The 26,036-nt window shown below is 45.3% G+C and carries 28 protein-coding genes and 1 pseudogene; 8 read left to right on the forward strand and 21 right to left on the reverse strand.

Annotated features, from left to right (window positions below; genetic code table 11):
• Positions 1-44 precede the first annotated feature (44 nt).
• Positions 45-1,253, reverse strand: coding sequence for an MFS transporter (locus AB4323_RS04010; protein WP_372151683.1), 1,209 nt, complete (start codon positions 1,251-1,253; stop codon positions 45-47).
• Between the two features lie 90 nt (positions 1,254-1,343).
• Complete coding sequence (locus tag AB4323_RS04015) at positions 1,344-2,027, reverse strand: SDR family oxidoreductase (protein WP_017081308.1); 684 nt, start codon at positions 2,025-2,027, stop codon at positions 1,344-1,346.
• Positions 2,028-2,200: 173 nt separating this feature from the next.
• Between AB4323_RS04015 and AB4323_RS04020 the strand changes: the two genes are divergently transcribed.
• The 4 genes from AB4323_RS04020 to AB4323_RS04035 all read left to right on the forward strand — a co-directional run bounded on the left by AB4323_RS04020 (position 2,201) and on the right by AB4323_RS04035 (position 4,647).
• Positions 2,201-3,130 carry a LysR family transcriptional regulator gene (locus AB4323_RS04020; RefSeq protein WP_229647557.1) on the forward strand — a complete coding sequence of 310 codons (930 nt, stop codon included), beginning with the start codon at positions 2,201-2,203 and terminating at the stop codon, positions 3,128-3,130.
• Between the two features lie 113 nt (positions 3,131-3,243).
• Entirely contained in the window at positions 3,244-3,636 is a 393-nt protein-coding gene (locus AB4323_RS04025) for a GFA family protein (protein WP_017057647.1), read from the forward strand.
• Between the two features lie 29 nt (positions 3,637-3,665).
• Positions 3,666-4,133: an OsmC family protein gene (locus tag AB4323_RS04030; RefSeq protein WP_372151685.1), complete on the forward strand. Its 468-nt coding sequence runs from the start codon at positions 3,666-3,668 to the stop codon at positions 4,131-4,133.
• A 169-nt stretch (positions 4,134-4,302) separates the two neighbouring features.
• Positions 4,303-4,647: a ribosome recycling factor family protein gene (locus AB4323_RS04035; RefSeq protein ID WP_017061272.1), complete on the forward strand. Its 345-nt coding sequence runs from the start codon at positions 4,303-4,305 to the stop codon at positions 4,645-4,647.
• 144 nt (positions 4,648-4,791) lie between these two features.
• On the opposite strand, the gene AB4323_RS04040 is transcribed toward AB4323_RS04035, so the two are convergent.
• The 16 genes and pseudogenes from AB4323_RS04040 to AB4323_RS04115 form a co-directional block, all read right to left on the reverse strand.
• Positions 4,792-5,031 (reverse strand): RNA-binding protein, encoded by a 240-nt coding sequence (locus AB4323_RS04040; protein WP_017061273.1) that lies wholly within the window; start codon positions 5,029-5,031, stop codon positions 4,792-4,794.
• A 131-nt stretch (positions 5,032-5,162) separates the two neighbouring features.
• Positions 5,163-5,826 (reverse strand): annotated as a pseudogene (locus AB4323_RS04045) (SDR family NAD(P)-dependent oxidoreductase).
• Between the two features lie 271 nt (positions 5,827-6,097).
• A complete protein-coding gene (locus AB4323_RS04050) occupies positions 6,098-6,361 on the reverse strand; it encodes a hypothetical protein (RefSeq protein WP_017061275.1) in 264 nt (87 codons plus the stop codon).
• Positions 6,362-6,607: 246 nt separating this feature from the next.
• Positions 6,608-7,150, reverse strand: a complete 543-nt coding sequence (locus tag AB4323_RS04055) for a DUF3833 domain-containing protein (protein WP_065583946.1) — start codon at positions 7,148-7,150, stop codon at positions 6,608-6,610.
• Positions 7,147-7,722: a chalcone isomerase family protein gene (locus tag AB4323_RS04060; protein ID WP_017061277.1), complete on the reverse strand. Its 576-nt coding sequence runs from the start codon at positions 7,720-7,722 to the stop codon at positions 7,147-7,149. The genes AB4323_RS04055 and AB4323_RS04060 overlap by 4 nt, the downstream gene beginning before the upstream one ends.
• A gap of 3 nt (positions 7,723-7,725) precedes the next feature.
• Entirely contained in the window at positions 7,726-8,247 is a 522-nt protein-coding gene (locus tag AB4323_RS04065) for a DUF2878 domain-containing protein (protein ID WP_017061278.1), read from the reverse strand.
• A complete protein-coding gene (locus AB4323_RS04070) occupies positions 8,225-9,505 on the reverse strand; it encodes a class I SAM-dependent methyltransferase (protein ID WP_372151687.1) in 1,281 nt (426 codons plus the stop codon). The genes AB4323_RS04065 and AB4323_RS04070 overlap by 23 nt, the downstream gene beginning before the upstream one ends.
• A gap of 105 nt (positions 9,506-9,610) precedes the next feature.
• Complete coding sequence (locus tag AB4323_RS04075) at positions 9,611-10,417, reverse strand: DUF1365 domain-containing protein (RefSeq protein ID WP_017061280.1); 807 nt, start codon at positions 10,415-10,417, stop codon at positions 9,611-9,613.
• Positions 10,414-11,685, reverse strand: coding sequence for an NAD(P)/FAD-dependent oxidoreductase (locus tag AB4323_RS04080; protein WP_102393346.1), 1,272 nt, complete (start codon positions 11,683-11,685; stop codon positions 10,414-10,416). Before AB4323_RS04080 ends, AB4323_RS04075 begins: the two co-directional genes overlap by 4 nt.
• Before the next feature lie 2 nt (positions 11,686-11,687).
• Entirely contained in the window at positions 11,688-12,419 is a 732-nt protein-coding gene (locus AB4323_RS04085) for an SDR family NAD(P)-dependent oxidoreductase (RefSeq protein ID WP_017061282.1), read from the reverse strand.
• The gene (locus tag AB4323_RS04090; protein WP_017061283.1) at positions 12,419-12,850 is read right to left on the reverse strand and encodes a nuclear transport factor 2 family protein; all 432 of its coding nucleotides are present in this window, start codon (positions 12,848-12,850) and stop codon (positions 12,419-12,421) included. The genes AB4323_RS04085 and AB4323_RS04090 overlap by 1 nt, the downstream gene beginning before the upstream one ends.
• 14 nt (positions 12,851-12,864) lie before the next feature.
• Complete coding sequence (phrB, locus tag AB4323_RS04095) at positions 12,865-14,280, reverse strand: deoxyribodipyrimidine photo-lyase (RefSeq protein ID WP_065583940.1); 1,416 nt, start codon at positions 14,278-14,280, stop codon at positions 12,865-12,867.
• On the reverse strand, positions 14,277-15,224 hold the full coding sequence (locus AB4323_RS04100) for a DUF523 and DUF1722 domain-containing protein (protein ID WP_017060965.1): 948 nt from the start codon (positions 15,222-15,224) through the stop codon (positions 14,277-14,279). The genes phrB and AB4323_RS04100 overlap by 4 nt, the downstream gene beginning before the upstream one ends.
• A gap of 174 nt (positions 15,225-15,398) precedes the next feature.
• Positions 15,399-16,079 carry a ChrR family anti-sigma-E factor gene (locus AB4323_RS04105; protein ID WP_017060966.1) on the reverse strand — a complete coding sequence of 227 codons (681 nt, stop codon included), beginning with the start codon at positions 16,077-16,079 and terminating at the stop codon, positions 15,399-15,401.
• Positions 16,072-16,719 carry a sigma-70 family RNA polymerase sigma factor gene (locus AB4323_RS04110; protein WP_017060967.1) on the reverse strand — a complete coding sequence of 216 codons (648 nt, stop codon included), beginning with the start codon at positions 16,717-16,719 and terminating at the stop codon, positions 16,072-16,074. The genes AB4323_RS04105 and AB4323_RS04110 overlap by 8 nt, the downstream gene beginning before the upstream one ends.
• A gap of 109 nt (positions 16,720-16,828) precedes the next feature.
• A complete protein-coding gene (locus AB4323_RS04115; protein ID WP_017065084.1) occupies positions 16,829-17,449 on the reverse strand; it encodes an LON peptidase substrate-binding domain-containing protein in 621 nt (206 codons plus the stop codon).
• Between the two features lie 252 nt (positions 17,450-17,701).
• On the opposite strand from AB4323_RS04115, the gene AB4323_RS04120 reads away from it, so the two are divergent.
• Positions 17,702-18,088 carry a tautomerase family protein gene (locus AB4323_RS04120; protein WP_017060969.1) on the forward strand — a complete coding sequence of 129 codons (387 nt, stop codon included), beginning with the start codon at positions 17,702-17,704 and terminating at the stop codon, positions 18,086-18,088.
• 157 nt (positions 18,089-18,245) lie between these two features.
• Here AB4323_RS04120 and AB4323_RS04125 read toward each other — a convergent pair whose 3' ends face one another.
• Positions 18,246-19,043 carry a DUF4344 domain-containing metallopeptidase gene (locus AB4323_RS04125; RefSeq protein ID WP_372151689.1) on the reverse strand — a complete coding sequence of 266 codons (798 nt, stop codon included), beginning with the start codon at positions 19,041-19,043 and terminating at the stop codon, positions 18,246-18,248.
• A 326-nt stretch (positions 19,044-19,369) separates the two neighbouring features.
• On the opposite strand from AB4323_RS04125, the gene AB4323_RS04130 reads away from it, so the two are divergent.
• On the forward strand, positions 19,370-19,726 hold the full coding sequence (locus AB4323_RS04130) for a YibL family ribosome-associated protein (RefSeq protein ID WP_017060971.1): 357 nt from the start codon (positions 19,370-19,372) through the stop codon (positions 19,724-19,726).
• A 316-nt stretch (positions 19,727-20,042) separates the two neighbouring features.
• Positions 20,043-21,269, forward strand: a complete 1,227-nt coding sequence (gltS, locus tag AB4323_RS04135) for a sodium/glutamate symporter (protein WP_017060972.1) — start codon at positions 20,043-20,045, stop codon at positions 21,267-21,269.
• 437 nt (positions 21,270-21,706) lie between these two features.
• On the opposite strand, the gene AB4323_RS04140 is transcribed toward gltS, so the two are convergent.
• Together AB4323_RS04140 and AB4323_RS04145 are read right to left on the reverse strand one after the other, a co-directional pair.
• Positions 21,707-22,363 (reverse strand): NAD(P)H-dependent oxidoreductase, encoded by a 657-nt coding sequence (locus AB4323_RS04140; RefSeq protein WP_017061511.1) that lies wholly within the window; start codon positions 22,361-22,363, stop codon positions 21,707-21,709.
• A 291-nt stretch (positions 22,364-22,654) separates the two neighbouring features.
• Positions 22,655-23,521, reverse strand: a complete 867-nt coding sequence (locus AB4323_RS04145) for a hypothetical protein (RefSeq protein WP_017070219.1) — start codon at positions 23,519-23,521, stop codon at positions 22,655-22,657.
• A gap of 571 nt (positions 23,522-24,092) precedes the next feature.
• Between AB4323_RS04145 and AB4323_RS04150 the strand changes: the two genes are divergently transcribed.
• Entirely contained in the window at positions 24,093-25,985 is a 1,893-nt protein-coding gene (locus tag AB4323_RS04150; protein WP_017066361.1) for a PTS mannitol transporter subunit IICBA, read from the forward strand.
• Positions 25,986-26,036 lie beyond the last annotated feature (51 nt).

Raw genomic sequence — 26,036 nt, forward strand, 5'->3', positions numbered from 1 at the left:
TTAATGCTGTGATCTTTCGTTTTGTATTGGGGCGAGAAGTCGCGTTATTTGCTTTCTTCTGGGCTGAAAATAGAGTTGCTTTGTGGCTTGCCCGCTCGGTTGGCTTTGGCGATAAGCAGCAAACCAATCACTGGGACAACAACGGCTGCGAATGGAATCATGCCTGCGCCTAGTTGGCTGTCGAGTACCATGCCGCCAAGGAATCCACCAAAGGCATTGGCTAAGTTAAACGCTGAGATATTCGCAGTTGCTGCTAGCTCTTGGCCTTCGCCACCGTGGTTCATTACTCGAAGTTGCATGGCAGGGACGTTCGCAAATGATGCAATACCAAAGACAAATGCAGCTGCAACGAAGAGGATTTTGTTGTCTACCACAAGGCCAACTACAACCAATGACACGATCATTGCAACGGCCCAAAACATTGAAGCTTTGCCTAGGTTTTTATCTGAAGAGCGTCCGCCCAAGGTGTTACCGATGATTAAGCCGACACCCACAATCACTAAGATCCAAGTAACAGACTCTTGACCGTAGCCGGTGATGTGCATAGCGATTGGCGCAAGGTATCCGTATAGCGTCATGAAGCCAGACCAAGCAAAAGCAGTGATTGCCAAGCTGATCAGCAGCATTGGGTTTTTGAACGCTAGAAGCTGAGTTTTGATGTCTTTCGCTTCACTATGACCGGTCGATTTAATCGAAGTCAGAATGGCAAGCATCGCGATAGTGCCAAGTGCTGCCACGGTAAAGAAAGTAGTGTGCCAACCGAATTGCAAGCTCACCCAAGTTCCTGCGGGAACCCCAAGAACGTTAGCGAGCGTTAAGCCAGCGAACATCTGACCAACAGCACGACCTGCCATTTTCTCAGACACTAAATTGGTCGCGACAACTGCACCTATGCCATAGAAAGGACCTTGCACTAAACCTGCGATAACGCGGCTTGCAAGTAGAAGTGGGTAGCTAGGAGCTAAGGCTGACAAGATATTGCCGATGATGAACAAAGCCATTAAGCCAATCAGTACCATCTTCTTGTTAAAACGTGCGAGGTAGATGGTTAAGATCGGGCCACCAATAACGATAGCCAATGCGTAAGCACTAATTAGGTAGCCGGCTTGACCTTCGGTGATCGAAAGGGATGTGGCAATTTGTGGAAGGATGCCTGCGATAACAAACTCAGCGGTGCCGATGGCAAAAGCTGCGAGTGTCAGTATCCAAACTTGGAATGGGATCTTTTCTTTATGGATCGCTTCTGATTTCATAGTGAAGTACCTGTGTTAATTCTTGTTTGTTAGGACGTGAGATACACGCCCTAACGATTGTTCTTTATGTCTTTGCTTCTTTGCGGAGTGTTAGCCGAGTAGAGCGCCGCCATCGATATCGATGATTGACCCAGTGACGTATGGGTTATTAATTGCGAACAGGTAACCCATGGCTATCTCTGAAGGCTCGCCAACCTTGCCTGCGGGTAGGTTATTTTTGGCGTTGTCGTACATGCTTGTACGAGCGGAATCGTCCATGTTTTTGTAGGCTTCCGTCATGGTTAAACCCGGGCTAACGGCATTGACTCGAATGGGTGATAGCTCTTTCGCCAGTATTTTGGTTACGCTTTCTAGTGCGGCGTTGATGGCGGTTTTTACGTAAGTGCCTGCCACAACCTTGCGTGACAACATGCCAGTTGTGAAGGTGATAGAGCCGTTTGGCGTCATGTAGCGTGCGGCATGTTTGGCTACGTTTAAGCTGCCCCAAAACTTAGTGTCAAAAGCTGTCTTGGCGTCTGCGGTTGCTACGTCTGTTACTTTTCCTGCGGGAGCGGATGAGCCAGCGGTTACGACTAAGTGGTCAAACACGCCAATCGATTCGAAGTATTCACAAATCGACTTTTCATCGGTGATATCAACGCCTGTGTGTCGGCTAGCAATATGTACCGTGTTGTTCTCGTTTCTTAGTTGCATCGCTAGTGCTTTGCCGATACCTGATGTGCCACCAATGATGACGAAAGTGTGTTTCTCTTGTTTAGTCGATTCGTTAGTCATGCTCTGAATTCCTGCGTTGTTCTGTTGATGTTTGCCATTATATTTATTCGACTAAATTTGATAATTGGTTAAAATATAAATTCATTATTCGGTTAACCTGAATAGTGTGACTGAGTATTCAAATCGAGCATTAAGATCGAGAAGTAAGACAAAGAGGTGGAAGCGAGAATCGTATGGATAAGTTTTCAGATATGGCGATGTTCGTCAGTATTGTTAAGCATCACGGGTTAGCGGCGGCGGGGCGAGAGTTAGGGCTTTCTCCTGCGACCATGACAGCAAGGCTGCAGGCGCTTGAAGAACGATATGGTGTGAAGTTGTTGAATCGAAGCACGCGTCATGTGTCTTTGACCGACTCAGGGGAGCTGTATCACAAGGCATGTTTGGAGATTTTAGACAACGTCAGTGAGGCCGAAAACCTGATTCAAAATGGCGTAAAAGAAGTCAAAGGCTCGCTAAAAATCGCCGCGCCTAAAGACATCGGAAAGCAGTACATTCTTCCTATACTTTCGGAGTTTTGCCAGCAGTATCCGGACGTGATCCCTTACCTGTATTTAAACGATAACCTCTCGAATATTGCTGAATCTGGCATGGATATCGTGGTCCGTTATGGTGAACTGGTCGACAGCAGTTTGATATCCAGACGCTTGTCACCAAGCCGACGTGTGCTGTGTGCTTCACCAGAATATCTCGCCAAACACGGCACGCCGATCAAGCCACAAGATTTGGTTGAACATGACTGTTTGGCTATGCTGCGTAGCAATGAAGAGCTCAAGACATGGCACTTTCAAGATCATGATATGAAGAAGGCTGTGACGGTTGTGCCGAAGCGCTTTTCAGACGATGGTGAAGTGATTCGATACTGGGCATTGCAAGGAGAAGGGATTGCGTTGAAGTCGGTACTCGATGTGCAAGATGACATCAATAACCAACGCCTTGTGACGCTACTTAATGGCTACATGAAGAACTTCAACACCGCGATGTCGGTGTCGAGTGCCGATTTGAATGTGGTGTACATCAGCAAGAAATATCAGCCCAAGCGTATCCGGTTGTTTCTTGATTTCTTGTTTGAGCGGTTTGGCGATTTGGTTGAAAAGTCTAGTTAGATTAGCCGAGAAGCAGCGCATGATAGATCTCTCGAACTCAACACCCGGGTACGGACAGAGAACATTGAACTGGTTATGATACGACCAACATAAGGATGTGATTGGAGAGAAAAATGAAAGTCGTCGGAGATACGGTTATCCAACCTTTTCACAAGGCAACCTGCCATTGCGGTGCGGTTGAACTAGAGCTCAGTTTACCTAACGGGATAGAAAAACCACGCCGCTGTGATTGCTCGATCTGTCGTCGCAGGGGAGCGATTGTGGGCTCTGTTGCGCTGGATGGCATCAAGATCCTTAAAGGTGCAGAGCATCTCAAGCTTTACCAATTCAATACCAATACCGCGAAGCATTACTTCTGCTCAAACTGCGGTATCTATACCCATCATCAGCGCCGTTCTAGCCCAAACGAATACGGTTTTAACATCGGCTGTTTGGAAGGGGTGAATCCTTTTGATATTGGTGATGTGGTGACCAACGATGGTGTCAATCATCCAGCTGATCGTTAATTTATTGAGCTTTAAAAAGGGAAGAAATTATGTCTGAATACGGAGCGATCATTCGCTGGAAAAAAGCAGAAGATGAAGTCTTTAGCGACAATCAATACAGTCGAGGTCATACGTGGGAGTTCGATGGTGGTGTCACTGTGCCTGCTTCGTCCTCTCCACATGTTGTGCCACTGCCGTTTTCGGTGGAAGCGAATGTTGATCCAGAAGAAGCGTTTATCGCGGCACTTTCTAGCTGCCATATGCTGACGTTTTTGGGCATTGCCGCAAAGCAGAAGTACGTGATCGACTTCTATGTCGATGATGCGATTGGTGTGCTGGAAGAAGATGAATCTGGCCGCTCATCGGTCACTAAGGTGACTCTGCGCCCTAAAATTGTGTTTTTAGGTACCAAAAAGCCCACCGCCAAGCAGCTCGACAAACTGCACCACTTGGCGCACAAAAACTGCTTTATCGCGAACTCGGTAAAAACGGACATTGTGGTAGAAACTAAAGCGTAAACCACACACGTTAACATCCAAAAACCGCGAGGTTGCTTAGTGCATCACTGGCGGTTTTTTTGTGTCTGTGTAATCCTACGTACGGTTTTAATTGAGTGACAGTTAGAAAGTTTTGAGAGATAGGTAGAGAGCTCTTGAATGGTAGGAATAGATTGATTAGCAGAGAGTTATGTTTAGCGTCCCATTGAATAGTTTTGTACATCGTGTGAGTGATAAAAGCCAAGTGATGGTGAATGCTGCGGAATGTGGATGTCAGTTGAAACGAGTTCGTCGTTCGCGTAATTGGCTGTTGGTCGCTCAAGAGTATCAACTCGTTGAATTTAAAACGATGTTAACCCATGAAAAAGACGGTTGGATAGCAATTGCAATCGACAAAGTGCTGCCTAAACCCGTGGTGTGTTTGGCATCTCTGTTGGCCGCTACACCTTCAATGACTGTGGCTCAGCTGGTGATGGAATCTGGATGTTCAATGGCCGAAGCAAGACGTGCTATTGATGAACATGAAGGTCTGTAGGCGTATTCAAATCGTGTGAAAAGAGAATTGCGAGCAGCAAAAAGCCCGTAACGATATTGCGCTGGAAAACGTCATATCGTTACGGGCTTTATCATCTGTGCTGCTGTTAAGCTAAGCCATGCGGCTGATGAAGCATTGAATCGATTAAGAGTTCGCTACTTTTACACGAATCGTGTTTTTGCCAAGCTTTGACAAGTTCAGCTTGTTTAGTGCCGCTTTAGCTTCTTCTTGCTCTGGCATTTCAACAAAAGCGAAGCCTTTTGAGTCGCCAGTTTCTTGGTCTAAAACTAGGCTGCACTCTTTTACTGAGCCAAACTCAGAAAATAGCACACGGATGTCTTGCTCAGAGGTAGAGCGCGATAGGTTACGAACTAGAAGTTTCATAATAAACCTTGAATATGAATTTACGCCGAGCATTGTCGCACACTTTCATGCTCACCCTCACAAATAATTACTCTAATCATTTCTTTGGTAATGTGTCGCTCTATTTACCGATTAAGCGAGCTGTTTACCTGCTAGCCGCGGTTTATCGTGATATCTGACACGAATCCATGCTCTGTGCTGGTCAACGCCTGTTGTAGCATCTGAGCGGCTTCTTGCGCGGTCATAAAGCTCGAGGTATCCATGCCTTTACCGCTTGTATTCCAAAACTCGGTCGCCATTCCTCCAGGGTAAACCGCCACGATTTTCATCGGGTGACCTTTTAGCTCTAACCTTACCGATTCGATAAAGCCTTTCACGGCCCATTTTGCCGCGCAGTAGGTGGACTCTTCAGCTTTAGCACCTTGTGCCGCCGTCGACATCACCACAGCGATGGTGACCGATTGATCTTTGTAGCGCTGTACAAGCTCGCGAATCAAAAAGATCGAAGACTCAATATTGTTCTTCAGCATGTCGCTGATGATGGTTGGATCTTGCTGTTCTATCTTACCGAAGTACCCACTGCCAGCGCTGTGGATCACCAGCTTCGGCATTTCAGGTAACGCATCCAATAACTCGCTCACTGAGTGCGGGTCACAGAGATCACACGCTTGGCTAATGGTATTCGCAGGTAGGCCTTGCGCCACTTCTGCTAAACGTTGTGCATTGCGACCTGTAATGGCTACGCGCTGAGCGTCTGTTGCAGTGTATCGCGAGCGCTGCGCCTAAACCGCTGCTTGATCCGGTAATTAAAATCATACTGTCTTCAATTTGTAGAGTTGATTCGAGATAGTAAGGGGCTAGGCTAAGATTTTCTGAGATCTATGGCTAAAGTTGATCGATAGCCTGGTTGATAGGTTGATAGGTTGATAGCTTGGGTGATCGGTCGAGCGGTAAGGCTGAGCTAAGAAAGTGGGGGAAAGCCGTTAAGAATCGACGGGTTTAGCAAGAAATAACAGCGTTAAAAAACAACGAACTAACAAGTAAAAGCGCCGGCATAGAGCCAGCGCTTTTGAGTAATCATAAGTGATTATTCGTCGTCGAACTGTTTGATCGTGAACGCGTCTTCGATTCGGTTAAGCTCTTCTTGTTCTTTCACTCGCTTCTCTTCTTGCAGAGTCGCTCTCGTTTCGTTGAAACGTTTTTTCTCTGACTTAGTCAGGAATTTTACAGCTTTTTTGTTGGTCAGTGCGTAAGCAACTACGTCTTCACCTTTTTCTCTGCGGTCGTTTACGCGTTGTGAGAAACGTTCATTGTCGCGAGCTTTACGCTCCGCTGAGGTCAACTTGCTCATGCTTTAAAGCCTTTTCAATTATTCATGGTAGGGAATCTACGCTTAGCGAAACAAATGGGGACTGCTTAGTGTCAGTCTAGTCCATTTGTATGCTGGTGGCGCATCTTAGCACAATGGCTTGAGCATGCAGGTATGCTATTCGAGGGATCAAACAAAACAGCCCACAATTTTTGTTGTGGGCTGTTTTGTTACGTACTGTAGATGTAGTCATCGTTTTAAAACTAAGAATCAGAAACAGCAGTTACATCAAATCTTCTCGATGTATAAGATGACCTCTCCGACTTTAAAGCCAAACTTAGACATCTCAGTCTTGTTGAACAAGCGTTTATCGTCCATTAAGAACATCCAATCATCGAGCACCACTTCATAGGTGCTGCCGTCTACTTCAATCTCTAAGTCATATTTCCAATACAGCGCAGAACCTTGGGTTTCACCATAAGCGGTTCCAACGACATCGTTGGCAGTCCCAGAATAGGTGTTTTCGCCCGTTTTGATTAGATTCCAAACGCGAGTTGAGCGCTCGCCATCAGCAAAAGAGAACCACTCTTTTATTTTTCCGTTGTCACCGTCCCAAGTCGCGATCAGTTTGGCATCAAAGCGGCGCAGTAAGTTACCAGAGCGGTCTAGCACCATGCCGTAGGCCATTAGCTCGCCATTAAAAAAGGTTTCAAGCTTGAGCTCTGGCGTAGTGTCGACATGGTCTTCTAAACTTGCAGAGCCACAGCCCACTAGCCAAGTGAGTGAAAAAAATGCTAGAGCAAATTTTATTATTGTTGTTTTTGGATTCATTTGTTCAAACCTAAAAGTTGTTTACGAAGACCGGGTTCAGAGGTGTTTTCAGACAACCAAATCGCTAGAAAGGCTTCACCAAATTGCTTGTCTTGGATGGTGCCGATCGGTTGTTCATCGAAATAAAAACGACTTACGTTATCTTCAGCGACACGAATCGTGAGTGTGCTTCCTTCTTCCACGTTCGGCCACATCGCGTACAAGGGTTTCAACCAACGTTGAATGTTGCTGTCAGAGTAGCCAAGCTTGTTCCACTGATCTTCGGTAGCGTCTACGAGGTCTTTGCTATCGATAGAGCGGTAATACTCAAGCTTCAAAGCTCGTTCGGAGTTGGTTGGAGTCGCGTAGAATTCTGCCGAGTAGAGAGTCCAAAACAGGTAACTCATTTCACCCTCACCACGTTTGTTCAGATCATCGACAGCAGAGGCTCTAGCGTGTCCGGCAAATAACAGCGCAGCAAAGATTAACGGGAGAGTAATAAAGCTTAGAAGTGTGTTTTTTGCTTGCTGATGAGCGCGAACAATACCTCGCTCAGGTTTGAACGTTTGTGTCGGGTTGCGTGGATAAGCCATAAGTCACCTCGTTATTGCCATTTTAGGTTGTATTAAGTTGGAGTAGGCGGCCACCAGTAAGGGCAACAAAATCCCCCAACTTATTGCAAGGGCAGCAACTACCGATGCATCTGGCCAAGTAGTAAGAAGAGCACCTGCTTTGATGCCTCCCCAATAACTACTAGTACCTGCTACGAACCCTATGACAAACAAGATCACTTTCGAGCATTTTAAAAGCCAATTTAGGCTGTGGTTAAAACTGATTAAGAACATGATCCACAGGCAGACAAGCCACACCGGGAACCACGATTGATTCGCAATTTCAGAGTCGACGGCAAACACGCCGAAGTGGAGTAAGAGGCTATCAAGCAATAGCCCCAATGGTAATAAAATGAGTATCTTCAAATCGCTACTGCGAGTCGGTGATAGAAGGAAGTGAACCACTACAATCAGTGGTGTGACGAACGGGGCTTGCGCGGTAAAGAAAGCACTGCAAACCCAGGTCGCTTGAAACAGTACGAGATTAATAATCCAAAACCGCTTCATCTTTTTCTCCAAAGTAACGAGGTTTTCTTGCGACTACATGGTGAGTGCTGATCACGCGCTCTTTGAATGCGCCTTCACAGTAGCAGAAGTAGAAGGTCCATAAGCGTTTAAACTCTTCTGAATAGCCGAGAGACTCTAGCTCTTCCCAACTATTTTCAAAGGCGATGTTCCAATCATTCAGCGTTCGAGCGTAGTGCAGGCCAATGTCATCAATTTCTTGAACCACAAGGTCGGTGCTGGTCGCAAGGTGTTGGGTCATCACTGAAACAGAAGGTAGGCAACCGCCGGGGAAGATGTACTTCTGAATAAAGTCGACACCTTTGCGGTATTTGTCGTAACGGCTGTCAGCAATAGTAATTGCTTGAATCAGCATCTTGCCTGAGGGCTTAAGTAGCGAGGAACATTTTTCAAAGAAGGTTTGTAGATACTCATGTCCGACCGCCTCTATCATCTCGATCGAAACCAACTTGTCATACTCACCAGTGAGATTGCGATAATCCTCTTTGAGCAGGGTGATTTTGTCGGTTAAACCAAGCGCTTTTACTCTCTGTTCAGCAAGTGCATGTTGGGCATCTGAGATCGTGGTAGTGGTGACGTGGCAACCGTAGTGTTGCGCCATGAAGATGGCTAAGCCGCCCCACCCTGTGCCTATCTCGACCACGCTATCTTTCTCAGACAGTTCTAGTCGCTCACAGATGGTTTTCATTTTGTTTTGTTGAGCCTTCGACAAGGTTTCTGCGTCTTCGCTGTAGATTGCGGAAGAGTACTGCATCGAGCTATCTAAGAAGCGCTCATACAGCTCGTTGCCAATATCGTAGTGGGCGAGAATATTTCGCTTAGAGCCTTGCTCGGTGTTGGCATTCTTACGACGCAGCAATAGGTTTTTGATGCGAGAAATCCATTGTGTCTTGTCATCAAGCTCATCCAATTGGGCTTGGTTACGAGCCATGATTTGAATCACACGCGTTAGATTTGGGCTGGTCCATTTACCATCGATGTACGCTTCAGATGCGCCGATACTGCCGTTGATGACCACATCTCTAAAAAAGGTCGCATCATGAATCACGATTCGACCTTTCAAGTCTGCTTCTCGATCACCGAACACCGAATGCTCGTCGCGCTCAATGATCTCGAGCGTCGCGAATTGCAGGCTTTCTAACACCTTGAAGATTAAAGCTCGATATTTACAGTTGCTTGAAACAGCAACGGCTTTAGCTTGTTGTTCAATATTGTTGTTTTGTTTGGCAAGCTGTTCCATGTAAACCTCGCTGATAACTCATTCTAATATTTTGTGCCAACTAAGCTGAGTTCTGCTCCTTGATTGGAGCGAACCCAAGCTTCAATTGAGTTCTTTCATGTGCGCTTAAGACGTTGAGTCTGGATGCGCCACAAACGGTACTTTTTTCAGGAATAATTTGAGAGCCTGATAATAAATTCCCATCACGACTTTTATCGTCATCGCCGGAATCTTGAATACCGTTCGTCTAATGTTTGTCTTGGTTACTGACTGCTTCGTCAGAGCCAGTGTCGCATCGAAAAGCTTGTCGTCTCGGCGGCTTTCGATGTGAACTAACGTGCGTTTCGCTGGTGGCTTAATCTTCCAAAAATAAGTCATGTTCAAATCCATGAACGGCGAAACGTGAAACTCTTTTTTTACCTTCAATTCTTGGTGCATGTCGATGAGATAGTAGTGTCTTTCTCGCCAAGGCGTGTTACTCACCTCAGCCAACATGTACTTACAATCTCCAGTTTCGTCATAACAGAAGAAGCAGTTGATTGGGCTGAAGTAGATGCCTAAACAGCGGCACTGAGCCAGCATCGTCACACGGTTTGAATCAGACCAAACCCCACCAAGTTGTTGCACTTTGGAAGCTATACGTTGCTTAAGTGATTTTGGTTCATCCGTGGTGACATTTTCTTTTTTTTCAGCGAGATAATCCGATTCGACAAAGCGAATCGGGTTGTACCAACGAGTTCCGAACAGCGCACTGCGCGCTGTGGTTTGGGGCAGCTCATCAAGATCTAACCCCATCATATACAGCTGATAGCTGAACTCATGAGTGATGTCGCCAAAGCGGCGATGTCTGACGTTACCCCAATAGATACCGCTGAGCTCTTCACTCTTTTCGGATGCGATCCCCATCTCGGGTGTCAGGGTTTGACTGTTCATAGCGCGGAACTCGTACTCAAATCTAAACCGAAGCGTTTGGTCACATCGAGTGCACTGTGGACACCGTCTTCATGGAAGCCGTTATACCAATAAGCGCCAGCAAAGTGCGTCTGGTTTTTGCCACAGATTTGCTCACGCTTGTGCTGAGCTTCGACCGTGTTCGAATTAAGTACCGGGTGATGATAAACAAAGCTGCGAATAATTTTTTCTGGGTCGATGGCTTCGCTTTGATTCAAGGTGACACAGAAGGTGTCTTGGCTTTCGATGCCTTGCAGAATGTTCATGTTGTACGTGACACAGGCAGGTCGTTTACTGTCGCCATCTAACATGTAGTTCCAGCTTGCCCAAGCCAGTTTTCTGTCTGGTAACAAACGAGTATCGGTGTGCAGAACCACTTCATTGCGGCTGTATGGGATCTCGCCCAGTACCTGTTGCTCTTGTTCTGTTGCATCACCAAGCAAGCGTAAGGCTTGGTCTGAGTGGCAAGCAAAGATTACTTCGTCGAAACCTTGTGCTCTGCCATCTTCAAATTCAATCGTGACGCCTGTTTCTTGGCGAGTCACTTGTTTAATCGATGTATTCAGTGCAACAGTCTTACTTAGGCGTGAAAGGATGATTTCAACATAAGAACGCGATCCCTTTGGTATCACATACCACTGAGGACGGTTCGCGATATCGAGCAATCCATGGTTGTAGAAAAACTGAATGAAGAACTTGAGCTCAAACTCTTCCATTTCTTCCAAGCTTGTCGACCAAATCGCCGCGCCCATCGGTAAGATGTAGTGCTGGCTGAAAAAGTCGGAAAATTGATTATCTCGTAGGAAACTGCCAAGGGTAACGTCTGGTGTGAATTCATTGCTTTCAAACTGAGCCTTACACAGCTTGTTGAACTTGAGAATGTCAGACACTAAAGACCAGAACTGAGGTTTGAAGATGTTGCTCCTCTGCGCGAATAACGAATTAATGCTGTGGCCGTTGTATTCAAACTTGGTCGTCGTGTTGTGGACGCTGAAGCTCATCTCAGTCGGTTGCCTTTCGACATCGAGTTGTTCTAGAAGCTGATTGAAATTCGGGTAGGTTCGATCGTTGAATACGATGAAACCTGTATCTATCGAAAACGCCGAGCCTTGATGTTCAATATCAACGGTCGCGGTGTGCCCCCCAACGTAATCATTCTTTTCGAATACTGTTACGTCGTGGTGCTTATCTAATATATGCGCGCAAGTGAGTCCAGAGATACCTGAACCAATAATGGCGATTTTCTTCATTGTTATACCATCCTTGAAGCGAGTTTTTGCCAAACTGGAGTTGGGAGCATTCTTAGTAGCTTCATCAACATGATGAATCGTCTTGGGAAATCGATTTCACTCTTTCCTTGAGCGATACCATTTACGATTCGCTGAGTTGCGGCCTCACTACTAATAATCATAGGCATAGAGAACGTATTTCGCTCGGTTAATGGCGTTTCAACAAAGCCAGGGTGCACAATTGAGACATGAATGTTGTGCGTTGCCAGATCAACCGAAAGTGTTCTGCCTAAGTAGGTGAGGGCTGCCTTTGAAGCGCCATAAGCCTCGGCTCTTGGCAAAGGTAAAAAGCTGGCGCTGGAGCTGACTAAAACCAAACGGCCGCCGGGCTTGATGTTTTTTAACCAAGCTTTAAGGGCGTAGCCAATTGAAATTAGGTTTATGTTGATGACGCGCTCAAAAAGCTCGGCATCAAAATTCACTGGGTCGTCGATGTACTCACAATCACCCGCATTTAAAATCAGCAGATCGAGCGGCTTGTCTTGGTCGAGTTCTGGGAAGTTGTGGTAATCAGTCAAGTCGAAACAGAGCGGTGAAATTGATGAATGCGCGACGTCTGTCTCGTGCGAGTCAACTAAGGCTTGCAGCTTGTCTGAGTTGCGGCCACAAGCAATCACCTGATGCCCTTGCTGAGCGTAATCTTTAGCTAGGGATTGGCCGATACCTGAGGTCGCGCCTGTAATCATAATACGCATTATCGGCTCGCCCTCTTTTTGATGGATTTGATCGCGCAGCCCAGTACTGGAATGTGTTCGTACAACATAGAGCCGACGTCGAGGTAGTCTCTGTGGTAGACCACTTGACCGTCGAGCATCTTAAGGTGGCTGTGCCCTTGTACTTCGATTGGCTTTTGCCCATTTAATTGCTTGTGAGCAAACTGCATCGTCCAGTAAACGGAAGCTTCGTCGTTCGCTTCGAAAGTGTGTTCGATATGAAAGTAACAGCTGGTTACTTGGGTGTAGAGGTTCTCGAAGTAGTGCGTAAGCGCCGAAATACCGCTGACATGATGCAGCGGATCTTGGAATTCAATATCAGGGTGATAAACCGTCTTAAGCACGTCGAAATTGTCGGTTCCGAGTTCTCGATACATGTTGAGAAAGTTATCAAGCCATAGAGAGTTATCCATAATATTCACTCTAATTATTTGAAGAAGGCTAAGGCTCTCAATCGTGCTTCTTTATGCTCAACGATGGGTTGCCAGTATTCGCTGTCTATTCCGTTTTTAGCGATAAAGTCATGTGGGAAATGTACATGCTTATCTGGGATATTTTGCAGCTCTGGTATGTACTTACGAATAAAAATTCCTTTTGGATCAAACTTTTCACTCTGAGTGATTGGATTGAAAATTCGGAAGTAAGGTTGAGCATCACAGCCAGTACTTGAAGCCCACTGCCAGCCACCATTGTTGGCACTAAAGTCTCCGTCGATAAGGTGCGACATAAAGAAACGCTCGCCCCAACGCCAGTCAATAAGCAGGTGCTTGGTTAGGAAGCTTGCCACCACCATTCTTAGTCTGTTGTGCATCCAGCCCGTTTCAACCAGTTGACGCATTGCGGCATCAACCAATGGATATCCTGTTTTTCCTTCGCACCAAGCTTTGAAGCTAGGATGATCGTGATACCAATCTAAACCATTGTATTTTTGCTGAAAGTTAGCACCTTTGACCAGTTTAGGGTGGTGGAACATCAAATGCTTATAAAAATCTCGCCAAATCAATTCATTGAGCCAACAAAAGGCCGGTAATTGCGTATCAAATAACAGATCGGGTTGCTGCTGAATCAATTGAATCGCTAACCAACGTGGGCTCACGGCGCCAATCGCTAAATAAGGTGATAGCCCCGATGTTCCTTTAACTGAGGGGATATCTCTCAGACGTGCGTAGTCGTTGACTTTATTGCCTAAGAAATTGGGGATCACATTGCCCAATACATCTTGGCTTAATGGCCAGCGACTCGAATCAACACGCGGAAAATCGAAATCATAGTCAGCAGAGATGGTTAAGGCTTGTAAGTCGTCAGGAAGCTGTGTTTGTGAACGTTCAGCTGACTCGACAGGAGCTGGACTGCAGATGATGCCTTTCACCTGAACTTCTTTTAACCAAGCGTTCTTAAAGGGCGTAAAGACTTTGAACATCTCGCCTTGTTTGTTGAGAACGCTACCGAGTGGCAGCATAACGTCACAATCGCTGATCTTCAGGTTTAGGCCGCTTGAAATCAGCTTTTTATCGCGAGCTTGTTCATCGACCTCTGGTTCAGAGTTAGCGTAGACGCACTTGGCATCAAGCTGCTGGCACAAATCGATGAGCTGTTTGGATTGGTCGTCAAAGTCGCTAGCTTTCAGGTGAAGCAACGTTATCCCGAATTCAGCGAGCTGGGAATCGAGTTGTTTTAGATGACGATAGATGAAATCAGCTTTGATCGGCGCAAGGTGGTGTTGCCGCCACGTTTGAGGCGTTGAAATGAAAACGGCGGTCGTTACGCCGTTTTCAACTGCCGCGACGAGCGCTGGGTTATCGTGAATCCGCAGGTCTCGTCGTATCCATAGTATGTCGCTCAATATCCGTATCTCAGTTTAAGTTCTTGAGGGTGCGGGTTTAGGTAAACCTGTGATTCTAGGTATTCGTTCGGGTATTCCATCAGGTAGTGATTGATCAGTGTCAGTGGCACTAGCAGTGGAACAACGCCCTCTCTGAATGATGCGATCTGGTTGGTCAGCTCTTGCTTGTGAGCGCTACTCAGTTGTTTTTTAAAGTAACCCTGCAAATGATGCAGCGTATTGGCGTGACTGCCTCGATTCGCGTGATGAGACAACGCCGTCATCAAGCCTTCGATGTATTGAGCCGCTAGTTCGTCGATATCTAAATCATTACCCGCTAGCAGTTTGCCTAAGCTTTTGTAACCCTCAACGTGGTGACACATGACTAGATATTTGTGGGCGCTGTGGAACTGAATCAGTTTGTGCTTGGTCACACCTTCATCCACAAGATCGAGCCATTTTTGGTAAGTGAACACTCGAGTCATGAAGTTTTCACGCAAAATGGGATCGTTAAGGCGGCCGTTTTCTTCAACGGGAAGTAACGGGTTGCCGTCCATAATTTGTTGGGTGAACATGCCTATGCCTGTCGATTCAGAGCCGCGACCATGGTGGTGGTACACCTTCACGCGCTCCATGCCGCAGGTTGGGCTTTTTTGACACACAATAAAGCCAGCAATGTGTTGGTTTTTCTTTGAGTAGTTTTGACCGAACTCGATCAGTTCGTTGGTCACATCACCTGAGCCATCAGGGCGAGAAACATGGATGATGTCATCTAGCATTCTTGTTTGACGAATGGTTGGACGAGGGGTTGGAAGACCAACAGCCATCTCTGGGCAAACAGGTTCCAATTCCACGTAGTCTGCTAGGTCGTCTGTACAAAAACGAGAGCGTTTATGACCTGTGTCGAAACGTACTTTATGTCCAGCAACACATGCACTGATACCGATTTTGATTTTCTTTTCCATTGGCCAACTCCTTTGCTCTTGCTCTGAGCTTTTTCTTATAGTTCAACATTGCTAATCGTATTTACAGAGCTGGGTGTGTTTTTACTTTGACACCGTAGTTGTTTTTATTCAGATGTATTGACGATATACAGGATAGCTTTATGCCATCCTGTATATTTATAGCCTGCAACTGGGTTAATAGATATATTTTCCAAGTGGATTGAATAGTTGGCTCACACCTTTTGTGAAGTAAAGCGCATCACTTGAAACGGTTAAACAGACACAACCTTCTTTTGTTGCCGGTTGATGAGTGTGATTGCCATCCAACCAGATGAAGTCACCTTTGTTGTAAACGCCCATTTCGTCTTCGAAACTGCCCTCTAGAAGAAGCGTGATCTCGAAGCCTTTGTGGGTGTGGCAAGGCACTTGTCCATCTTTGTCGATGTGCAACAAGCTGGTGTGGTGTGCTTCGTCAGCAAAATCGAGTCTTGCTCGTGAAATTTTGCCTAGGTTCATCCAGTCCTTTCTCGCTACTGAGTTTAGAGCGCGAGGGATTGTGAATGTCGTGTCAGCAACAGTTACTTTCTGAACCTCTGGAGTCACTTCAACAGACTGAGAAGTATCAGCTGTGATTTGCTCTATCGCGTCAAAATCAAAGTCCATGTCGTCCATTGAGAAGCTGTCTAGATCTTCATTTGAGAATACTGGCTCTGCGTCAAAAGCATTATTCGCTGCTACAGCTGTAAGCTGCTTGACTTGTTGTTGGCAGTGTTCACACAGCTCTACATGGCTAGAAACAATCAAAGAAACTGAATCAGCCAACGTGCCATCGACGAAGTCTTTCAAGATTGCCGCGTTTGGGTGATGTTTAATCATGGTCTTGTTCCCCCATGTGAACTTTTAATTTGGCTAAAGCGAGTCTCAGACGTGATTTCACTGTTCCAAGTGGGACGCCAAGTTGCTGAGCGAGTTGCTCTTGAGAGAGCTCTTGAAAGTAAACGCCTTTGACGATGGTTTTCTGAGCGAGAGGCAACTTTTCTATTTGAGTCATTACGTGTCGGCTCATCAAATGGTCACCGAATGGCAAATCTTCGCTTTGAGACTCGGCTACCATCGCATCGATTGGCCAGATATCGTCGGCTATCGTTTGTTCGGCTTTCGCTTTCACTTTGCGCAACATGTCGAATGCTGCATTACGCATTACCGTGTAGACCCAAGTGGTCGCAGCGCCTTTATCTACATTGTAGAGATGTGCTTTCTTCCAAACATTAGTCATCGTGTCTTGAACTAGCTCGTTTGCAGCAGCTTCGCCACCCAACTTACTGATACCAAAACGCTTGATCTTAGGAGCGAAGAACTTGAACAAACAGGTGAACGCCTGCTTGTCTCGGTCTGTACCAACCAACACCAGCCAGCTCGAGAGCTCTGTCGGTACTTTGTTGTCTGTAGGTACTTTGTTATCGGGAATAATGACATGCTCCTTGCCGTTCCCTGAACTTCTGCTTTCCACTTGCATAGTAACTAACCATCATGCGAATTTGATGGGCACTACGTGAAAGGAGAAAGTCGGGATCACTTTCATTTAAATTAATTTCTACTATACAAAATTATAGTGAAGAAAGTGCTTATTGCCCCGTAATGATTTGATTCAAAAAAGGAACTAGAGACGGAAAACTGGCTGGCTCAGTAAATTCTGTTTTCTTTTCCAGTGGGATAGGCATCATTTCGAGCAATCGCGCACAGATCCATTGTGGGCTCTCAAAATCAGGAGTGGGATAGAGTGTTCTTATCGAATCGTGGTCGCGAAACAACTGAACCAAAAAAGCGGTAAACACGTTAGGCACTTTATATTCATCGGTAGGCCAGTGAGGCAACAAGCTGAACTTACTTTTAATCAGGTCATCATCGTCTCGAAACGACCCATGCAATTGCACCAACTTTTCGCCTTCGACATCAATTTCTAATATCTGGTCGTCCGACATATTGAAGTCGACGATGGTCACCTTTGTTCCCCAAGAGCTGAGATGATCAGAGTTAGATTTGTCTTGAGTGGCGATAATGAAACCATCGCCCTGCGCTGCGTGAGCGACCATCGCGAGATACTTTGGCTCAAAAATGCGCAGTCTTTGTCTGCCTCCCGGTAAAAGGAAGATGGGGAGGGGAAACACAGCGAGCTCCAGAGAAGACTCTACGGGTGTTTCTGGTTCGGCGTCTGTCCGCGTGGTCTTCCTAGGTGAATTCGGCACATAGTACTCCTTAGTTCAGATGTGATTCGAGAAGATATACGCGGGGAGGGTGGTGTTCGATCAATTCGCTTCGGCTTATGTTCGCAAAGGGATAGATATTTTGTTGCACCTGTTCATAAATTCATTGTTTTTACCTTTTCTCATACGCGTCATTAGGTAATATATGAACAAATAGTAAGCGAATGGGTAGTTGCCAGACGATGCTTCTATCTGACGTTCTTCTATACCTAACATCGCATCAAAGGAATGGTCATGATTGTTATTTATGGTATCAAAGAGTGCTTAAATCCAATTAAGTTGCAGCTCTCTAATGTGTTGCAGCAGTGCTTGAACAGTGAAATGGGTTTACCCGATGACAAGCGAGCACATCGGTTTGTGCCATTGGAACGAGATGACTTCTTTTACCCGGAAGGAAGAACAGAAGCCTATACCGTCATTGAGATAAATATGATGGAAGGTCGAGCGGTAAACACCAAAAAGCGTCTAATCAAGAAGATCTTTTCTGAGATTGAAAAGCAGCTCTCTATCTCTCCGATTGATATTGAAATCACCATTAAAGAGCAGCCTTCACATTGTTGGGGTTTTCGAGGGATGACCGGCGATGAAGCTCAAGATCTGAAGTACAAAGTGAACGTCTAGGGTTTAAGCTCTTAACTCTTAACTCTTAACTCTTAACTCTTAACTCTTAACACGTAAGACTTAAGCCAATCTATCGAGTGACGGCTTTGGAATTTGATGCCAAAGCCGTTTTCCTAGTTCTCGACACTAACCTTTAAGCATCTAAGCATCTAAGCATCTAAGCATCGTCACTCTTTTTTAAATACTGATGCCAATTTTCATTGATCACGTCAAAGTGCTCAAAGCAGAACTCTTTTCTGTCTTTCAAATAGTCGTTTTCCACTTCATCGAGCAAGTTCTTATAGGCATCGGGATCGCTGCCATACACCAAGCATAACGTGGAGAAGTAACGCTGCAGGTCGAAACTGTGCTCGTCGATGTATTCCCCCAAGTCGTAATACTCTGGGCGGTCTTCTGACTCGAAAGCGAACATGTCTGCAGCGCTGATAGCAGCGTCGGCCCCATGCTCTACGTAGTTAAGCAGTAGCATGGTTGCTAGGTTATCAACCGCATCTTCTTCTTTACCCAATATGGCAATGTTCTGATCTTCGATATACGCATGCCCAGTCTCGTGTAGCAGGGTGTGCAGCAAGGTATCAATAGCGCCGGTTTGCGCAGATTTCCCATACTCTTTTTCGTATTGGTTCTTCTCAAAGTAATTGAGTGACTCAGCGTAAAAACTGTAAGGGATCAGTACTTGATGGGTTTGTGGATCGTAGAGTGGTCCTTCTTCCCCGCCATATTGAATGGTTAATGGCTTCTCAAACATGAAGAGTTGGTTTGATAGGTCGACCACGGTGTCATTAACGCCACTGCTTTGAATCTCTCGTTTGAGCTGCTCTTCTTCGGTATTTTGCGGTGTAGAGTACTCGACGATTAGGTTACTTTGGGTGGCTTGTTCACTAGATGCATAAGTTGTGGCAAACATTGCACTCAGGGCTAGGCTGCAGGTCAATGTTCGTTTCAATAATGTCATCGGCTATCCTTGTGATTACGTTGCGATTCAGAGTCGTGCTGGGGGTAACAACTCCAAGCTGTGTACCCTGATTTAGTTATTGCGTTAGAGTATAAGTTTAGACGGAATTTTGATGCATCGAGGACTGCAATTTTTGAAGTAGGCGCTATCCTATCAATGAATAATCCGCTTAGAGATTCGCCACAAAGAATAAGTAAGCTGAATGAGCGGTGTCGATGTGATTCGTTTCTATTGGTAATTAACAGATAAATTTCGGTTCAACACAACCCTTGTGCTATACTCCGCGCCCCAATCCGAATTGGCTTGTTTAATCTTAGGAAATTATTATGAGTGTTAAAAACGAACTTCAACAAATTAACAACCGTCTAGACAAGTGTCGCCACAAGTTAGATGCTGCTAAAACTCGTAATGATCGTCCTGTTGTTCGTCAGTTCGAGGAAGAGATTAAGAAGCTAACTAAGAAAATTGCCCAGCTTAAACACAAAGAAAGCTATGATGTGAACCAAGAGCGTAAGTCTCTGGTTGATATGCCATTTAGCCGTGAGATCACTAAGGCTGAGCAAGCGGATATGGGTAAACTTAAAAAGTCTGTTAAAGGACTCGTAATTGTTCACCCAATGACGAAGATCGGTAAAGAACTTCGCATTGAGGTTATGACTGGTTACGCACCGAAAAAATTCTAATTACCAGCGATGGTGATGAAAGAGGAGCTAGAAATAGCTCCTTTTTGCTTTTTTAGGTATTAAGAAAGCAGAGTCAGCGGCATAGATACTCACGCCGTTTTCAACTTTTAGGAGGTGATTGTTGTCACAAATCCTTTTATCTCCTATAAAAGTTAACGTGCTACTAACATGGTACTAAGCGATCGCAGTAATGTGTTCGCTTTTCGAATCCACACTTTCTCTCCAGTTTGTATAAATATAGGTAGAGCAGCACAAATAATTACAGATAAAACTAGACTCATTAGGGAAGATGAGAACGTAAAAAAATAGAGGTTATATGAATCAATTAATTTCAATTGGACCACTAGAATCCTTCCTAATCGCGATTAGTGTTTTGTTTCTAGGTCATTTCGTCAATGCAAAGCTTCCGATTCTCAAAAAGTACAACATTCCAGAGCCCATTGTCGGCGGCTTGATTGTCGCTTTTGCTATTACAGCCCTGCACTTTAACGGCCTTGATCTTGAGTTTTCCTTGCCCCTGCAGAACACGTTTATGTTGATGTTCTTTGCAACGGTCGGTCTTGCGGCGAACTACACGCAGCTGATAAAAGGTGGTGCTAAGGTATTCCTATTCTTAGGGGTAGCGTCGGTTTACATCATTATCCAAAACGGTGTAGGCGTAACCTTAGCTACGGCACTAGGCCTTGAACCCTTGATGGGTTTGATTGCTGGCTCTATCACCCTTTCGGGCGGTCACGGCACAGGCGCGGCTTGGTCTCAAACTTTTGCAGACACGTTTGGCATTGCAAATACGCTAGAAATCGCGATGGCTTCAGCGACCTTTGGTTTGATCATCGGTGGTATTATCGGTAGCCCAGTGGCGCAAAAGCTGATTGATAAAAACCAGCTTGAATCTGAGTACGGCACTGGCACGCAAACACATGAACGCTTCCCTGAACTTGTTACTTACAACGAGTATGAAGAAGACAAAGTGACGGCGAAGAAGGTGATTGAAGTGTTGTTCATCCTTCTTATCTGTATCACGGGTGCGAAGTACCTAGAGCAGTGGGTGGCGACTTTTGAAATTTCTTGGTTGATGATTCCTGACTTCGTTTACGCGTTGTTTATCGGTGTGTTCATCACTAACGTGTTTGAAGTGACTAAGCTGCATAAGACTGACAGCGAAACGGTCGATATTCTTGGTACGGTGTCATTGTCACTGTTCCTAGCAATGGCGCTAATGAGCCTTAAGCTTTGGAACATATTTGACCTTGCGATTCCGTTCTTGGTTATCCTGGCGGTTCAGGCGGTTGTGTTAGGTATCTTCTCTTACTTTGTGACGTTCAAAGTAATGGGTTCTAACTACGACGCAGCGGTTATGGCAGGTGGTCACTGTGGTTTCGGCCTAGGTGCAACACCAACAGCGGTAATGAACATGGGCTCTTTGGTGAACCGTTTTGGTCCTTCACCACAGGCGTTCATGGTGGTGCCAATTGTTGGTGCCTTCTTTATCGATATCGTTAACCTGATTATCCTTCAGGGTTACATCTCGTTTATCGGTTAATGTTCGCCTTTACTTAAACGCAATGTGCTTATCGCACTAAGATGAATACAAGAAAGCCAGTCTGTTGACTGGCTTTTTTTGTTCTTGTTTATCGAGGTTTTCTTGCCTGATACCCCTGCGGTTAGGGCTCTGTCACATCAATAACTAGGGCGTGTTGATCTTTCGAGCTGATTTTTGCAGTGAGTTGCTGGGTATTTATACAAGGCAGAGGCATCGATGTGTAGCTAGCCTACATGAGAAGCCGATAACGCAGTAGAAATGACCAGCAAACGCTGCCCGAAGGGTTCGAGCTGGGCGCCCCCGCAAAAAGCGTTTTACTCTTTGTTGAGGGAGGTTTGCTTAGAATGACTAGGCTACTTCTCCCTCACCGCGATTAAAACGCTTTTGACTAGGCGTCCCCATCCGAACAAAATTTAACCACGAAAGGTCAACACGCCCTAAAGTGTTGTAACGACTTCATCAAGAGCTAGGCGCGCTTTTGGTTTGCCGTAGTTGTAGTCTTCGCCGTCTTTGTGGTAGCCGATAGCTAGAGCTACATCAACAACGTGACCTTCTAGTTCGTCAGCAAACTCTTCGCTGATCATAGCTGCATCTACACCTTCCATAGGTGTTGAAGCGATACCTAGACGAGCTAGTGTGTGCAGTGTGTTACCTAGTGCGATGTAAACTTGAGACTTAGTCCAGTTACCGTTGAAACCTGTTTCGTCTGTGTTCATTTCTGCGAATGCGTAAGCACCTAAGAATTGCTCGTACATTTCAGCTGGTAAGTGACCAGAGCTTACTTCTGTATCAGCACGCTTCGCGAATTTCTCTTTAGTGTACTTAGGATCGTGAGCAAACAGGATCGTGTGTGACGCTTCTTTCGCATGTGGTTGGTTAAACTGGAACATGTTTTCGAAAGTATTGTGGAAGCGTTGTTTTGCTGCGTCACTCTCAATGATGATGAATTTCCAAGGCTGAGAGTTGATAGAAGAAGCTGACAAGCGAAGTGCTTCTTTGATTACTTCCATGTCTTCCGCAGAGATGCGCTTTTCTGCATCGTATTTTTTAGCTGTGTAACGAGTGTTTAGATCAGTAATGATTGGATGAGTCATGTTGAATCCTAATATCTATCAATAATAAATGTTGTAGGGTTTTATGTTCAGTTACGTCAACAATAAACGGATAACCAATTTAAACGAATCTCAATAGATTGAACGTCTAAATAGTTATCGAACATGCCCCAATAAATCGAGTATCTGCGGTAGCTCAAGTCGATGGGTGTAAGATAATAGAAGAATGACTCGGGAAAAATAGCGAACATATCAAATCACTATGGTTAATAATGTCCATAATGATTCAATAAGTGTGATCTTAATGGAGGTGGAATCTCTAGATTCAGTAGCTTAGTACGCTTTGATACCATATTGGCGCAATAATGGCGGAAGTACGCTGTCTAGGTTGGGGATATCTTCTGGCGTGATTTCGATTAAACCAAAACCATGCTCTTCATAGATTTTTCTCGTAGCTTCACGTTTATTTTCGGCGATTGGCGCAGAATCAGTTCCCCAGAACTGGATGTATACTTTGCCACTTGGTAGATAAAAATCGCTGATCACTTCTTTTGATATCGGAAGCGGACGCTCGTACGCATGGACCACTCCTGCCATATAAAGCCAGTTATCAATGATCAGCTCTCCCTTTGATCGAACATAATGCCCGTCTAAGCTTCGGTGCTTCGCCTCAAATTTCTGACGAAAACTGGAGAATGACACATCGGTCGAGTGGCTTTCAGCATCATGCCCTAGGAATTCAACAACAGACTGCTTTAAACGTTTATTGCGAACCAATGAGTCGTGCCATACCACGAATAAGTTTTGAGTCGCTTTGTCTTCTCTTTGTTCACCTCCGGCTTTTAAGCCTGTAGAGGTGACATGCCAACCGTCTTCTTCTTTTGTTATCCAACCAAGCTCGTTGAGCAGTAAGTTGATTTTCTTTGCGCTGAGTTGAAAGGCACTGCCAAGCTGGGTGGCGGTGAGTGTTTTTCCTGAGAATGAGTCCAAATCGATAAGCAGTTTCTCTGGCCAGACAATAAAGACACCAAACTTCTTGTGTTCGACATATTCCCCACCAAAGCTTTCTCCCCGTTCTGTGAGAATCCAACGCTCTTGTGAACGCACTATATAGCCCGCTGTTTTTAGATCGCTAAATAAAGCTTTAGCTTCTATGCCTTTTTGTTTAGCGAGTGCGGATGTGGAAATTTTGTCTGACATAGTCTTTTCTCAAATAGCGGAGTGATCAGCTGATGGGTGTTGGATATATATATGATGCGATAGCGTTGGTAAATACCATATCACATCTATCAATGCTAACTGCAGTTCAGTGGTCTATGTTTTTAGTAGAGCGTTAGGTCTCGTTTTGTATGTTTAGCAAAATGTAGCTCAACCTGTAATTAAATTACAGGTATCGCGATTTTGCTCATCTGGGTGCATATTTTATATACGTGACACGATGTTCTTTTATACGGTTTATATAGATCTTAGATGCTATATTTTATTAAATGTGACTTTAATCACTATTTATTTTTAAGTATTACAAAATGAAATGTGATCTAGATCGTGTGCTGATGATATCTATTCTCATTAATTTGGCTTTGTAATTTAAATTCATGGTGTTTTTGTGATCTAAGGTGTGCTTGTTAACCCGAAAGTGTTTTTCGTGTGTGATGGCTATCACGAAAGTTGGGCTAAGGTGCATTTTGGAAATGTTGTGATACATTTTAATCGACTTTTGAGTACACACTTTCGGTCATTTGACCAACCAATACATTACGGGGTTCTACCTATGTTATCACCAGAAGCAAAGATTAAGGTTCAAAACTTTGGTCGTTTCTTATCCAATATGGTAATGCCAAACATCGGCGCATTTATTGCGTGGGGTTTCATTACTGCACTATTCATCCCAACGGGTTGGTGGCCTAACGAAACGTTAGCATCAATGGTTGGTCCTATGATTACATACCTACTGCCACTATTGATTGGTTACACCGGTGGTAAAATGGTTGGTGGTGACCGCGGTGCGGTAGTGGGCGCTATCACAACAATGGGTGTTATCGTTGGTACTGATATCCCAATGTTCATGGGTGCAATGATTGTAGGTCCACTAGGTGGTATCGCAATTAAGAAATTCGATGAAGCTGTTCACGGTAAAGTGAAGAGTGGTTTCGAAATGCTAGTGAACAACTTCTCTGCGGGTATCATCGGCATGATCTGTGCGATCATCGCGTTCATCGTGATTGGTCCTGCGGTTAAGATTCTGTCTGGCGGACTTGCGGCTGGCGTAAACGCAATGGTAGAAGCGGGTGCACTACCTCTAGCATCTATCTTTGTTGAACCTGCGAAAATCCTATTCCTAAATAACGCAATCAACCACGGTATCTTCTCTCCACTAGGTATCCAGCAATCTGAAGAGATGGGTCGCTCTATCTTCTTCCTAATCGAAGCAAACCCAGGTCCTGGTTTTGGTCTTCTACTTGCTTACATGGTGTTTGGTAAAGGTAGCGCGAAGCAATCTGCTGCTGGTGCATCTATCATCCACTTCCTAGGGGGTATCCACGAAATTTACTTCCCTTACGTTCTAATGAACCCACGTCTAATTCTTGCGGTAATCGCAGGTGGTATGGCGGGTGTATTCACTAACGTAATGTTCGATTCTGGCCTTATCTCTCCAGCATCTCCAGGTTCTATCTTCGCAGTCTTACTGATGACGCCAAAAGGCTCTTACATCGGCGTGATTCTATCTGTTATCGCAGCAACGGCAGTATCGTTTGTTGTAGCGTCAATCCTTCTTAAAACATCAGCGCAAGATGATGAGGAAGATTCACTAGAGAAAGCTTCTGCACAAATGAAAGACATGAAAGCGTCTTCTAAAGGTGCAGCAGCAGAAGCAAACGTAAACCTAGCGGATGTAAAAGCAGTTTATGTAGCGTGTGATGCGGGTATGGGTTCAAGTGCAATGGGTGCAGGTCTACTACGTAAGAAAGTAGCAACAGCTGGCCTAGACATTGAAGTAACCAACTACGCAATCAACAACCTACCGGCTGATTCGCAAATCGTTATTACGCATAAAGACCTAACAGACCGTGCTCGTAGCACTGTGCCAGGTGCGATGCATATGTCTCTAAGCAACTTCCTAGACGGCGGCGTATACGACCAACTAGTTGCGGAGCTTGTCGATGCTCAAAGTGGTGAAGCGAAAGTAGAAGCTCCGGCTCCTGCAGCAGCTCCAGCGCAAGAAGGCAACAAGCTTGCACTCACTGACGACAGCATCTTCCTTGGCCTTAAAGCGACTCAAAAAGAAGACGCAATCAAGTTTGCTGGCGAACAATTAGTAAAACTTGGCAACGTATCACCAGAATACGTAGATGGCATGTTTGCTCGTGAAGAGCTTGTGTCTACTTACCTAGGTGAGTCTATCGCAGTACCACACGGCACAATCGAAGCGAAACAGTACGTACAAAAAACCGGCATCGTTTTCTGTCAGTACCCTGAAGGTATTCAGTGGGGCGAAGATGAAGATGATATCGCGAAGATGGTTATCGGTATTGCCGCACAAGGCGATGAGCACAACATGGTGCTGATGGCGATTACCAATTCACTCGATGATGAAGAAGCTGTGGAATGCCTACAGAACACAACAAACCCTGCTGATGTTCTACGTATTCTCAACGGAAACTAAAAAGCTCTAGTCAAGCTCCTGAGTGAAGGAGGCCGGTATCCCCCTACTGGC

Source organism: Vibrio sp. 10N.261.52.C11 (assembly GCF_041471405.1).
Taxonomy (GTDB): domain Bacteria; phylum Pseudomonadota; class Gammaproteobacteria; order Enterobacterales; family Vibrionaceae; genus Vibrio; species Vibrio crassostreae_C.